This is a genomic window from uncultured Actinomyces sp. (assembly GCF_963542285.1).
Classification (GTDB): domain Bacteria; phylum Actinomycetota; class Actinomycetes; order Actinomycetales; family Actinomycetaceae; genus Pauljensenia.
In genome coordinates this window covers 52,836-65,811 of record NZ_CAUTWQ010000006.1, presented here as the reverse complement: position 1 = coordinate 65,811, position 12,976 = coordinate 52,836, and the positions used below count along the sequence as shown (strand labels likewise).

At 55.1% G+C, this 12,976-nt stretch carries 13 protein-coding genes and 1 pseudogene; 7 read left to right on the top strand and 7 right to left on the bottom strand.

The features are described 5' to 3' along the window. The first annotated feature begins 39 nt into the window (after positions 1-39). On the top strand, positions 40-240 hold the full coding sequence (tatA, locus tag RW023_RS04105; RefSeq protein ID WP_315580003.1) for a Sec-independent protein translocase subunit TatA: 201 nt from the start codon (positions 40-42) through the stop codon (positions 238-240). Between the two features lie 36 nt (positions 241-276). Further along, positions 277-1,056 (top strand): twin-arginine translocase subunit TatC, encoded by a 780-nt coding sequence (tatC, locus tag RW023_RS04100; RefSeq protein WP_315580002.1) that lies wholly within the window; start codon positions 277-279, stop codon positions 1,054-1,056. A 58-nt stretch (positions 1,057-1,114) separates the two neighbouring features. Here tatC and RW023_RS08395 read toward each other — a convergent pair. From RW023_RS08395 to RW023_RS04090, 3 genes and pseudogenes are all read right to left on the bottom strand, one after another. Then, positions 1,115-1,198, bottom strand: a pseudogene (locus RW023_RS08395) (hypothetical protein); the annotation flags it as partial. Between the two features lie 4 nt (positions 1,199-1,202). After that, a complete protein-coding gene (locus RW023_RS04095; protein ID WP_315580001.1) occupies positions 1,203-2,444 on the bottom strand; it encodes an MFS transporter in 1,242 nt (413 codons plus the stop codon). A 46-nt stretch (positions 2,445-2,490) separates the two neighbouring features. Then, positions 2,491-3,213 (bottom strand): SGNH/GDSL hydrolase family protein, encoded by a 723-nt coding sequence (locus tag RW023_RS04090; protein ID WP_315580000.1) that lies wholly within the window; start codon positions 3,211-3,213, stop codon positions 2,491-2,493. A 153-nt stretch (positions 3,214-3,366) separates the two neighbouring features. Between RW023_RS04090 and fumC the strand changes: the two genes are divergently transcribed. From fumC to RW023_RS04070, 4 genes are all read left to right on the top strand, one after another. Beyond that, entirely contained in the window at positions 3,367-4,776 is a 1,410-nt protein-coding gene (fumC, locus tag RW023_RS04085) for a class II fumarate hydratase (protein ID WP_315579999.1), read from the top strand. Positions 4,777-4,886: 110 nt separating this feature from the next. After that, positions 4,887-5,228, top strand: coding sequence for a hypothetical protein (locus tag RW023_RS04080; protein ID WP_315579998.1), 342 nt, complete (start codon positions 4,887-4,889; stop codon positions 5,226-5,228). Positions 5,229-5,331: 103 nt separating this feature from the next. Then, positions 5,332-5,583: a hypothetical protein gene (locus tag RW023_RS04075; protein ID WP_315579997.1), complete on the top strand. Its 252-nt coding sequence runs from the start codon at positions 5,332-5,334 to the stop codon at positions 5,581-5,583. A gap of 224 nt (positions 5,584-5,807) precedes the next feature. Beyond that, the gene (locus tag RW023_RS04070; RefSeq protein WP_315579996.1) at positions 5,808-6,287 is read left to right on the top strand and encodes a hypothetical protein; all 480 of its coding nucleotides are present in this window, start codon (positions 5,808-5,810) and stop codon (positions 6,285-6,287) included. A gap of 53 nt (positions 6,288-6,340) precedes the next feature. On the opposite strand, the gene RW023_RS04065 is transcribed toward RW023_RS04070, so the two are convergent. Continuing rightward, entirely contained in the window at positions 6,341-7,462 is a 1,122-nt protein-coding gene (locus tag RW023_RS04065) for a GuaB3 family IMP dehydrogenase-related protein (protein ID WP_019126456.1), read from the bottom strand. Positions 7,463-8,138: 676 nt separating this feature from the next. On the opposite strand from RW023_RS04065, the gene RW023_RS04060 reads away from it, so the two are divergent. Next, a complete protein-coding gene (locus RW023_RS04060) occupies positions 8,139-8,873 on the top strand; it encodes an exonuclease domain-containing protein (protein WP_315579995.1) in 735 nt (244 codons plus the stop codon). Positions 8,874-8,962: 89 nt separating this feature from the next. On the opposite strand, the gene guaB is transcribed toward RW023_RS04060, so the two are convergent. From guaB to RW023_RS04045, 3 genes are all read right to left on the bottom strand, one after another. Continuing rightward, entirely contained in the window at positions 8,963-10,480 is a 1,518-nt protein-coding gene (guaB, locus tag RW023_RS04055; protein ID WP_009408854.1) for an IMP dehydrogenase, read from the bottom strand. A 103-nt stretch (positions 10,481-10,583) separates the two neighbouring features. Next, positions 10,584-11,876, bottom strand: coding sequence for an AGE family epimerase/isomerase (locus RW023_RS04050; RefSeq protein WP_315579994.1), 1,293 nt, complete (start codon positions 11,874-11,876; stop codon positions 10,584-10,586). A 105-nt stretch (positions 11,877-11,981) separates the two neighbouring features. Beyond that, entirely contained in the window at positions 11,982-12,908 is a 927-nt protein-coding gene (locus RW023_RS04045; protein WP_315579993.1) for a MerR family transcriptional regulator, read from the bottom strand. Positions 12,909-12,976: the final 68 nt, after the last annotated feature.

The following is a 12,976-nucleotide window of genomic DNA, read 5'->3' as shown; positions in this document are numbered from 1 at the left end:
TGTAGGCTCAACCCAGAAGCCGTATCAGAAGGAGAACCCATGCGTCCCATCCACTGGATCATCGTTCTTGTCGTCGTTCTTGTACTCTTCGGCGCCCAAAAGCTCCCCGACTTGGCGCGTTCCATCGGCAAGAGCGCAAAAATCCTCAAAGAGGAAATGAACGACTTGTCTCAAGACTCCTCATCCGCCGGCGACCAGGCGTCTACCTCTCAGCCGGAAAACACGGATTCGTCGAAGTAATTCCCCTCTAACGCACCATCACTTCACCGCGGACCAATGGCCAAGGCTGACTCTGAAGCGTATATGTCATTGACGCGCCACCTCCTTGAGTTGCGCGCGCGGCTTCTGCTCAGTCTTGCAGGCATCCTCGTCGGAGCAATCGGCGCGTGGTTCCTCTACACTCCGGCAACCACGTGGCTCACACGTCCGCTCGCCTCAGCCGGGGCCTCGGGAATAAACTTCCGCACGATCATCGGCCCCTTTTCGACCCACATCACCTTCGCACTCTGGGCGGGCTTCGTTCTGACGACTCCGTGGTGGCTGACCCAACTCTGGCTTTTCATCGCCCCCGCTCTCACGCGCACGGAAAAACGACGCGCCGCACTGATCGCGATCCCCAGCGCGATTCTTTTCCTTGCGGGAGTCGCCTCGGCGCTGTGGTTCCTCCCCCATGCGGTCAGCCTTTTACTCTCTGAGCTTCCCCAAGGCACCTCTGCGCTTCTGGATTTCGATTCCTATATCAGCTTCGTCGTGATCCTGACCTTGGTGATCGGTGCGTCTTTTCTTTTCCCCATGATCATTATTGGGATTCACGCTTTGGGACTTGCCTCAACTGGGCAGATCCTTCGACATTGGCGCTGGGCTGTTGTGGGAGCGACCGTATTCGCCGCGATTACAAATCCACTTCCCGACCTGTGGTCGATGATTCTTCAGATGTGCGCGCTTCTGGCTCTGTATTTTGGGGCGATTGGGGTGTGTTGGCTGCGCGATCTTCTTGCACGGCGTCGTCAGCGTAAGCGCGAAGCTGCGCCATCGCTTGATCCGACTGCTGCCTGAACGAGGCGGTGAGCGCTTGGTAGCGCCTACGCACATCAATGATGCGCCGCGCCGCCTCACTCATTCCTTTGGGGCCTAGAACCGCAAGGATCACCACAGCGATGATGATCGCTTCGGGTCCGCTGATTCCAAGAAAGTCCATGTCTTCACTTTTGCACGCGTAGCTGCCTGGGGGCAAGCACAAGGGAGCTTGCCATCAATGCAACGCCCGCGGCGGGAATGATCAGCATTGCTGCCAGAAGGGATGTGTGCTGAACCAGAAGCCCAACAAGAGGCGGCGCGACAAGAAAAGCCAGGCGCCCCAACCACGACACAATTGTCAGGCCAACCGCGGGATCCATTCCGTGGATATCGTGAGCTGCATTGTAGGCAATAGGTACCGAGGCCGAGGCACCAATTCCCGCCGCCGCAAATCCGAGCAGCAGGGCAGGGGTTGTCCCTATGAGTAGTCCGCCTCCCATCCCGACAAGGATGAGCCCTCCCCCACCCGCTACGACTGCGCGCGGGCCAAATCTACCAACCAAGGGGTCTGCAATAAAACGCCCCAGAGCATGAGTCGATAACAGAACAACATACCCACTTCCCGCAAGCGCCGCGCCTGTCTTCGCGTAATCACGCATAAAAAGCGTCGCCCAGCTAGATCCGGCATCCTCGATGAGCATTCCGGAAATGCATAAAACAACAAGCAATCCCAAAACGATCGCCGGAGCCAGGGGACGAGTTCGGACACGAGAGAGATCCTCTCGGTCTGTTTCTTCCGAGTTGTCTGGATCTACGCCGGGAAGGGTGAAAGGAAGGACAAGTAATCCCAGCGCAATGCAGCCCAAAGAAGCAATGAGGGTATGGGCAAGAAGCGAAACGTGAAAGGCAGTCGTGAGAATCCCAAAGCCCCCGCCTGCTGCTGCGCCCACGGACCACATTCCGTGGAATGAACTGATGATGGGACGTCGATATTCACGTTGCAGACGCAAGCCCTGCATATTTTGTGCGACATCCACCAAAGAATCACTGCAGCCGTTCAGGAAGAAACCGAACGCAAGAAGCAGATACAACACAACCGAGTGAAGAGAACCCGAGGAAACTAAGGGACGCAGAGTCGCACTCAGACCGATTGTCAGTACCGCGATTCCGATCCCAATTGTCAGAAGCGAGGCCGCAATTCGCGAGGTTAAGCGGCGAACAACCTTTGCTGCGAAGGGGCCCGCACAAATTCCCCCCAGCGACGATAGTGCGATCGTCACGCCGTAAACACTTGCCGAGAGGTCAAAGGCATCTTTGATTTCAGGGAAGCGAAGCACCAAGCTGCCAATAAGAAGCCCGTTGGTGAAAAATAGCGCACAGATTGCCACGCGCGCTTTTCTCCTGTGAGAGTGCGTATCTTCTGGCATTGTCGTCACTCCCCTATGAGCGCTTCGGATTGCCCTTCTTTGATATCTACCGGATAGTAGCAGTCATTTCAGGAAGATAGCTCATCGCCTGAACAACCAATCCAGATGCTTGTTCATAGCCGGAGGCGCTGGGATGGAAACCATCTGTCGCCCAGAAGTCTGAAACCAGCTCTGCGTGTGCGACATCAACAAAATCAACTCCATATTCCCCACAGATTCGCAGAGAAGCCGCGGTCTGCCAATCAATTCTGCGCGCGAGCTCCCGTCGGAGCATCGCAGGCAGTTTCGGGGAATGGTGCGGCTGGCCGGAAGAACACACAATGACGTGATCGGCACGAGTTCTTGCCTGCTCAATTACTGCTCGGAGATCATCAAGCCAGTCTTCTTTACTTCTCTTTGCCATGACATCGTTGCTCCCCGCACAGATGAAGAGAATGTCAATGTGCCCAGTTACTTCGGGAAGAAAACGGTAACGTACGCGACGCATGGTCGACCCCAGTTTCGCGTGCGTCTCCCACTGAACCGGCCGATTGACCGTATCGGCAATTTTTCGTGCGATTCGCGGAGTCAAAGCAAGATTTTGATTTTCTACACCGCTTCCCGCAACCAAGGAATCCCCAATGGCAACCAATCGCAGCGGTCGGGCCGAGGCCTCGGGAACGAAAGAGGAAGGAGGGACGATCCCGTGACGCTCACCGGCTGCTTCGGGGGCCAGGCGAAGAGTGCACTTTGCCCACAGAGCCTGGGAAAGAAGAAGAGTCTTGCGCACAGGATTCACCCTTTAACCCTATGCAGATGTTGAGGGTGCTTCTCTTGCGTTTTGGCTCAGGTGTCAAAGTAGGACATGTGACCCCTGAAATGTGAAGCTCTACGGGTACGCTTAAGAGGTACAGTCCTGATCACAGAGGTGAAGGAGATACTCATGGCTGAGAACACCCGTACCGAATCAGATTCGATGGGAACCGTTGAGGTTGCCGCAGATCGTTACTGGGGAGCACAAACCGAACGTTCACTGCACAATTTCGACATCGGCCGTAACACTTTCGTCTGGGGCCGCCCCATGGTGCGCGCACTGGGAACGCTGAAGAAGGCCGCGGCACTGGCAAACGCCGAGCTGGGAGAGCTGCCCCAAGATATCGCGGACCTGATTGCACGCGCCGCCGATGAGGTCATCGAGGGCAAGCTTGACGACCATTTCCCGCTGGTTGTCTTCCAAACCGGTTCGGGCACTCAGTCCAATATGAATGCCAACGAAGTGATCTCGAACCGCGCCATCGAACTTGCGGGCGGCGTCATGGGCTCCAAGACCCCCGTTCACCCGAACGATCACGTTAACCGCGGCCAGTCCTCAAATGACACCTTCCCCACCGCGATGCACATTGCTGTGGTTCAGGAGCTTCAGGCGATGTACCCGCGCGTTGAGCAGCTGCGCAACACCTTGGACAAGAAGTCGAAGGAATACGCCGACGTCGTCATGGTTGGCCGCACCCACCTGCAGGATGCAACGCCCATTACGCTTGGCCAGGTTATTTCCGGCTGGGTTGCACAGATCGATTTCGCACTTGACGGCATTCGCTACGCGGATTCTCGTGCACGTGAACTGGCAATTGGCGGAACCGCGGTGGGAACCGGACTCAATGCTCACCCTGCATTCGGTCAGCTGGCTGCGCAGAAGATTTCTGAGGAAACCGGCATTGAGTTCAAGCAGGCCTCGAACCTGTTTGCAGCCCTGGGCGCACACGACGCACTGGTGCTGGTCTCTGGTGCACTGCGTGTTCTGGCCGATGCACTCATGAAGATCGCCAACGATGTGCGCTGGTACGCTTCCGGTCCGCGCGACGGCATCGGCGAGCTCATCATCCCCGAGAACGAGCCCGGATCGTCGATTATGCCCGGCAAGGTCAACCCGACCCAGTGCGAGGCCATGACCATGGTCGCAACCCAGGTCTTCGGCAACGACGCAACCGTCGGCTTCGCTGGTTCACAGGGCAACTTCCAGCTCAATGTTTTCAAGCCCGTCATGGCATGGAATGTTCTGGAATCGATCCGCCTACTGGGTGACGCCTGCGTGTCCTTCGATATCCACTGCGCATACGGCATTGAGCCGAACCGCGAAAAGATTCAGCACCACCTGGATATCAACCTGATGCTGGTCACCGCACTGAACCGCCACATCGGTTATGACAAGGCCTCAAAGATCGCGAAGAACGCCCACCACAAGGGCATTTCACTTCGCGAGTCCGCTCTGGAGCTCGGTTTTGTCACGCCCGAAGAGTTTGATGCATGGGTTGTTCCCGCGGATATGACGCACCCCAGCGCCGCTGACAAGTAAGCCTACTGGGTATCACGCGTAGCTGTGCCCCAGTTTGGACGGTATCCAAACCGGGGCACAGCTCTACGTACTAAAATACAAACATAAAAGTTGAAGGAAAGAGAACTCTCATGGCACTTTTCGAACGTCAAACCGACGGTGGTTTCATTGTTGCACTTCCATTTGAGAATACCTTTCCTCTACTGGTTCAAGAGATACAAAAACTGGGGTGGGGTATTCATATGGTTGACCCCACGACAGGTCACATTAAGGCAACAACCGATATGTCAATGCTGACCTACGGTGAAACGATTTGGATCTCAGCCTTCTCCATCCCGCAGGGCACATCGGTAGCAATGCGCGTTGAGGCTACAGGTTTTGCTCCTGCATTCCAGGGGAAGCAGAACCGTAAGAACATTAAGAAGCTTCGCGATAGCATTTCGGTCTTCGCCCAGACCTTTGACGCCCAATAACTTTTTCCCGCATGACGTGCGGGAAAATTAGTACACTTTCGATTGACTGAAATCACAGGCTTTTTCACTGAGAGAGTCCTGAGAATACCCCTATGATTTCTTCGTGAGAAAGTCATTTGTTACTGCCGCCTGCGTCACGATTCTTCTATTCGCAGGTCTTTTTGCACCCGGCCTACGTGTCACTGTTCTGGTGGCCGGTTTACTTGCGGCTATTTTCCTACCCTTCACGGCAATCTGGAATCGTTCAGAAGCAGACGGCCCGTCCTATGCGCACAATCTGGGCTACGCCCTTGTCATGGCATTGATTCTTCTCAGCCCATCTGTCACGATTCTACTGATCGACTCGGCAGCTTAATAGGCAGAACCTTTTTTATTTCGTGGGACGGCACTTCGTTGCCGTCCCACTTTTATGCCCTGACCTGCACAAAAACCATTGACAAGGACTTAAATTCTCAGGAATAATTATTAGTGGGTGCACCAAAGAATCGCTGCACGCCACGCGTTATCCCTTCGCGGCCTTCGTACCGCCACCGCCAGATTGGCACTTCATTTCAACCTTCTCGTCTCCGAGGAGACATTATGAAAATCATCGACGAAAAGAGATCATCTCTTGATAGCTTGATCTACGTCTTTTTCTTCCTTGGCACCCTTGGAATCGTTTTTTCATTGAAGGGGATGTATAGCGATCAGCCGATGTTGTGGCTCTCCAAGCCACTCGCATGGGGCATCATCATTGGGTTTGCATTAACTCTTGCGGGATTGATCCTCAGGCTGGCGAATCTGGTCCAACTTTCACGGTCAATCCGCTGGATTGCGATCGCTTACAACTTCGCAATTCCATTCGTAACTCTGGGAGTTCTGATTGGAACCTTCCAGATGAACGCAATGCCCAGTTTTGGCGCTTTCCTCAACGAATACGCTGATGTGATCACCGCGCCAGCACTACTGCCATGGCTGTTCACAGGCACTCTTCTCTCCACCCTTTTCCTTCCATACAGGATGGGAGAACTCAAGTCCCACACGCCGACTTTTGGCTCGGAAAGCGAAAAGACAGCATAGGTGAACACCTGTCATTCTGGGTGGTGAACGCTCAAGTTCACCACCCAGATCTATTAGCGCCAGTAAGGGCTGACAACGACTTCGGCCTTCTGCAGGTCCTTCACTTCCGAATAGCCCGTCGAGGCCATTGTCCGCTTAAGCGCACCAATGAAGTTGAGCGTTCCATCCGCCCGCGTTGATGGCCCATAGAGAATCTCGCTGAAGGTACCCGAGGTCCCCACGCGAACGCGGTGTCCTCGCGGAAGCTCTGGGTGCGTGGCCTCGGATCCCCAATGCCATCCACGTCCGGGAGCTTCTTCAGCACGAGCCAGGGCCGCACCCATCATCACTGCGTCCGCTCCACAGGCAATCGCACGTGTCATATCACCAGAGCGCCCAATTCCACCGTCTGCAATCACGTGGACATAACGACCACCCGATTCATCCATGTAATCGCGACGCGCTGCAGCAACATCTGCAATGGCCGTTGCCATAGGCGCATGGACTCCAAGAGATTGGCGCGTTGCATGCGCCGCTCCCCCTCCAAAGCCAACCAAAATACCTGCTGCGCCGGTACGCATGAGGTGCAACGCGGCAGTATCTGTTGAGACGCCGCCAACGATCACCGGAACGTCGAGTTCATAAATGAAACGTTTAAGGTTCAGGGGCTCCGCGCGCGATGAAACATGCTCGGCCGAAACGGTAGTCCCACGGATGACGAAGAGGTCCACCCCGGCCTCGACAACTGCACGCCAGTAGCGCTGGGTACGCTGCGGCGAGAGTTTTCCGGCGACAACGACACCCGCCTTGCGAATATATTGCAAACGTTCGGTGATGAGGTCTTCTTGAATGGGAGCAGAATAAATCTGCTGCAAACGCGCAATCGAGCCATCTGCCGGAAGCTGCGCAATTTCATCCAGAATCGGCTGGGGGTTTTCGTAGCGTGTCCACAATCCATCCAAATCCAAGACCCCAATTCCGCCGAGTTTGCCAAAGAGGATCGCAGTATCGGGACTCATCACCGAGTCCATAGGTGCGGCCATAATAGGGACGTCGACGTGATACGCATCGATTTGCCAGCCAACATTCACATCCGCGGGATCCCTGGTCCGGCGTGCCGAAACTAGTGCAATGTCATCCAAGGTATACGCCCGACGACCACGTTTTCCTCGACCAATTTCGACCTCGTTAGCCATGACGCCATTCTAGTCGCACAATCTCGTCGGACGCGTCACCAAGAGGTGGAAGACGCGAAGCCCCACCAGCCACATAATGTAAGCTATTTCACATATTGTCTACATGGCGATACGGTTTTACATTCGATCGCAAACACCTGTGGACACATGGTAAAAAACCCAAAAATTTTACTTTAATTTTATTCTCTTTATGAGGAAGCCTTGGGTAAACTTCACCACTTCCTCACCTTTGCTCAATCACGATTTTCCCTTGAAGTGAAAGAGAAAAAGCAAGGTCACGAAACACTTGAAACAGACTGAGCAGACAGGCAAACTGTCTATGTCGTCACATAGATACACCTACTACCGGTGTTCGTCATTTGATCCGTAGGAGGTCACCATGTTGACAGCAGCAGCTGCCATTACCAAGGATTTCCGACGCAGTTCACGCACGGAAAACCGTAATCGTCAGGATGTATCGCGCCGTACAAGCGAACGTGCAACCCGGAAGCTCACATCACGAGATCGCGCTCAGATGCCCTGTGCATACACACATTTCTCCTTCCCCTTGCCGTTACATCCCTGATCACTGGTCAATTCCATTCTGTCCCGCTTCTTCGTCGAAGCGGGACACTTTTATGCGCCGCGAACAGTAAATCTGGACGCAAATGACAGTGCTCTGATGCAGACTTAAGTCATGGCAGACACACACCCTCATTCTTGGGCTCAGCTCCCCTGGCTGGGCTTCGATACCGAAACGACAGGCGTCAATCCCCATCGCGACCGTCTTGTCAGCGCCGCTCTGGTTCTGCGCAGCGAAGGCGCATCTGGATCCCCAGATTCTGACACGATTACGACGTGGTTAGCTGATCCGGGCGTGGATATCCCGGACACAGCTGCACAAATCCACGGCATTACCACCCAGCACGCACGCAGCCATGGGCGCCCCATCGAAGAAGTTCTCAATGAAATCGCATCTGCATTGACAGCGCATATGGCGCAGGGCTACCCAGTCGTTGCCTTCAATGGAAGCTACGACCTCACCCTGCTCGAAGAAGAGCTTCGCCGTCACTCGCTTCCAACACTCAGTGACAGACTTGGAACCCCAGAACCGGCACCGATCATCGATCCCTTGGTCTTGGACCGCTATCTTGAACGCTTCCGCAAAGGAAAGAAGCAGCTGTCATTGATGGCAGCGGCTTACGGCGTTCCCGTTTCAGAAAACGCTCACACTGCTGAATATGACGTCATCATGACCCTTGATGTCCTGGCTGCTATTGCCCGGAAATATCCGGACTGCGCATCGAAAGACTGTCGGGAAATCTACGCCTTCCAGAAGGAAGCCCACGCAGCTTGGGCAGAAAACTTCGAGAATTTCATGCGATCAAAAGGCAGGGACGCACACATTGATCGCCGCTGGCCCATGCAATAAGGACACGCCTCACATGCAATAAGGACTCGCCCCACATGCAATAAGGGCACGGCTCAAAGCCGTGCCCTTAAAGACTTCCTACTGACGAATCACTTCGCCGAAGAGTGATAGTTCGGAGCCTCAGTCGTCATCTGGACGTCATGCGGGTGCGATTCACGCAAGCCCGCAGAGGTGATGCGAACGAAACGACCATTACGCTTCACCGCGTCAATTGTCGAGGCACCCAGGTAGAACATCGTCTGATGCAGACCGCCCACCAGCTGGTAGACAACTGCAGCGAGCGAACCGGTGTAGGGAACCTGGCCCTCGATGCCCTCGGGAACGATCTTGTCGTCCGATGAGACATCGGCTTGGAAGTAGCGATCCTTTGAGTACGACTTGCGTCCGCGCGAACTCATCGCACCCAAAGAGCCCATGCCACGGTAGCGCTTGTACTGCTTGCCATTCGTGAAGACAACCTCGCCGGGAGATTCCTCGCAGCCAGCAAGAAGCGAACCCAACATGACGGTGTCCGCGCCGGCAACAATTGCCTTACCGATATCACCGGAGTACTGCAGGCCGCCATCAGCAATCAGAGGCACACCTGCCGGCTTGCACGCAAGAGATGCCAAATAGATCGCAGTCACCTGAGGTACACCCACGCCCGCAACGACACGCGTTGTACAAATCGAACCCGGGCCAACACCCACCTTCACAGCGTCAACGCCTGCATCAATCAGAGCCTGAGCACCTTCGGTTGTCGCGACATTGCCGCCGATGATCTGAACACCATCGAAAGAAGAGTCAGCCTTGATCTTCCGGATCATTTCCAAAGCCAAGGCAGCACCACCGTTAGCTGTATCAACAACTAGGACGTCAACGCCGGCATCGCGAAGTGCACAGGCGCGTTCCCAAGTGTCTCCCCAGTAGCCAACTGCAGCGCCGACCATCAGACGACCTCGATCATCCTTCGTCGCATTCGGATACTGCTCAGTCTTCACGAAGTCCTTCACCGTGATCAGACCGGTCAGACGCCCGTCCTCATCGATAATCGGCAGCTTTTCAACGCGGTTCGTCGCAAGCAGTGCCTTCGCTTCCTCACGACTGGTCCCAACCTTGCCCGTCACCAGACGTTCGCGAGGAGTCATGCAGTCACGCACCTTCAGTGTTGCCCACTGATCGGTAGGAACAAAACGCAGATCGCGGTTCGTAATAATGCCAATGAGCTGCTGCTGATCGTCAACAACGGGAAGACCTGAAACTCGGTAGTGGCCACACAAACGATCCAGTTCCTCAATGGTTGCATCGGGACCGATGGTCACCGGGTCCTCAACCATTCCCGATTCAGAACGCTTCACCTGACGAACTTGGGAGGCTTGCTCTTCAATCGAGAGGTTTCGGTGCAAGATTCCGATACCGCCCTGGCGAGCCATTGCAATCGCCATGCGCGCTTCGGTCACCGTATCCATCGCTGCAGAAAGCAGAGGAATACGCAGGCGGATCTTCTTCGTCAGCTGTGCAGATGTATCAACCTCAGAGGGAACAACATCGGTCAGCTCAGGAAGAAGCAGAACGTCATCGTAGGTCAGTCCGGTCAAAGCAAAAGGATCATTGTGAATGTCTGCCATGAACAGAGTTTAGGCCCGAACGTGGGCCAGAGCATACTGGGTTTGACCTAAAACCCAGTATGCGTGGCTAAGCTCACCCCAGAAAAGTGAGAGTGGAAGCGGACTAGACCTCTTCTTCTGCCTTCTCCTTCAAGGCCAGAGCAAAGCACGGGGTATTACCAACCTGTGGCAGAAGCAGCATCTGCGCGACGTGGTAGGCGTCTGCCTTCCCCTCCCAGGTCGTCCCAGACTCCACACCCGAGGCGTCAACTTCGTGGATCCAGCGGCCGGAGGCCTCGCGAAGGTAGCGGTCCGCCCAATCGGCCCACTGCGCATACAAAGAACTCAGCTCCGCAACACGCGCGTCGTCTCCGGCCTCTTCATGAACGCGACCTAAGACACATGCAGAGTTGACAGCCTCGCACAAAACCCAGTGCATGCGAGTATCCACAACCGCGCGCCCATCCCAGTCAGTGGTGTAAACGAAACCTTCCACGCCATGTTTATCCCAGCCATCAGAGCAGGCACGGTTGAAAAGCTGCTCAGCAGCTTCAAGCATCCAATCTTCGCTCTCCCCCAAAGCCAAGAGGGCCGCACGAGTATGGAGGATCAGTCGTGCCCATTCCATCCCATGTCCGGGGGTTGCGCCGTAGGGACGGAAAGGATCCGAAGGACGATCGATATTGTGGTCGGGAAGCATGTTCCACTCGACATCGAAGTGTTCGGGAATGCGCCAATGCAGCTGCTGAGCGACCTCGGCAACGAAACGACAGATTCCGCGTGCGCGATCCAACCAGATACGCTCTCCCGTCGCATCATAAGCAGCTAGGTAAGCCTCGACGGTGTGCATATTTGCATTGACACCACGGTAGCTCTCGCCACGAGTGTAATCACGGTTCCAGGATTCACAGACGCGTCCAAACTGAGGCTCCCACCAATGGAGCTCTTGGTCAGCCAGCGCGCGATCAAGAAGCTCGCGGGCACCCGGACGCCCAAGCACTGTTGCAGCGCTTGAGCAGAGGATGACAAATGCATGCGCGTATGCCTGCTTCAGACCGTCATTCGCTGGTTCGATCGCCTTCCAATGCGGGCCATCCTCGCGCTGAACAATCTCTGTTACGAGCCCGGAGAACCACCCACCATTTTCGGCATCGTAGATAGGGCCTTCAGTCAGACAACGAATACCATGATCGACCAAGGGGATCGCCCAGTCGTACCCCTTAAGCGCCGCGAGCGCGAAAACATAGGTCATACGCCCAGTAATCCACAGTTCAACTGGCTTTGAAGGATCCACTACCCCATTGCGATCCATGTATCCGAAACCGCAATCTACAACCGAGCCCGCCGCAAAATGAACAAGTTCTTCGAATTCTTCATCGAAAGCTTCGATAAGCTGGCGATCTTCCCACGGGGTCATCTTTAATCCTCTGTGCATGCCGCACCTACGCGACCTAATAGATACGCGTCTACGCTAACACGTTGCAAGAACATGCAGTAATTGAACGAGGTAACGCGAAAGGATTCAGCGAACGGAGGCTGCGGGGACCTTCGCACTCAGCAAGGCCAATGTCTCTTCAACGCAGGCTGAGACCGTACGAACACGAAGAACATGGTCGTCCAGAACGCGCGGGGATTGAGTTCCCACCTCGATGACATCGATTCCGTGGTTGTGAACTGCCGCAGATACGAAGTTCTTGCAGTCCTCACCCTGTCCCATGGTGATAAGAGCAGCGACGTGTGAATCGATATTTTCAACAAAAGCATCAAGTTTTTCGCGGCCACCAATCCAGCCACGGCTACATGCTCCCAGCACCACGACATTCGGGCCGTACCACCGCAGGGCGACTCCAATGACATGCGCAGGAAGTAGATGCGCACGATCGCCCAAAATGATGATGCTGGGCGAAGACGGGAACTTAGGTTCGGGCCGTTGTTCTGACATGACGCGAAGAACGTCATACATCGCTTGGCTGAGCATTGACGAACCCGCGATACCCGGAATTTCACCGTGATAATCAGTAGCCATTATTTCAAAAGCGGGTTCAACCAAAAGCATCCATGTATGAAGCAGGCCTTTTTCACTGACACTTGCTTCGATGAGATGAATAAGGCGGTCCCGATCACCTGCTCGTGCGGCAACAACCAGTTCGTCTGCCGTACGCGGGGGGCGGACTTCCTCCAGCTCTCCCTTATCTTGTGCGAGGACGATCGCAGCAGCATCAGAGGGGGTGACTCCGCTTTGGATAAGCTCGATCATATGCGTCAGTCTGGCAACGTCTTCCGGAAGGTAACGACGGTGACTACCAGCAGAGCGCTCTCCGGGACCCAGACCGTAGCGCCTTTCCCAGGTTCGTAGTGTCGAGGCCGAAACACCGAGTTTGGCAGAAACCGCAGTGACGGTCAGCGGCGCATCGTGAGCAGCGGGAAGCACGAGCTGTGCACGGGGCATGGCCACTCCTGACGTGATGAAGGATACCTAAGTGAATGCTACCTAATTGATTGTCAGCTTTCCTTCTT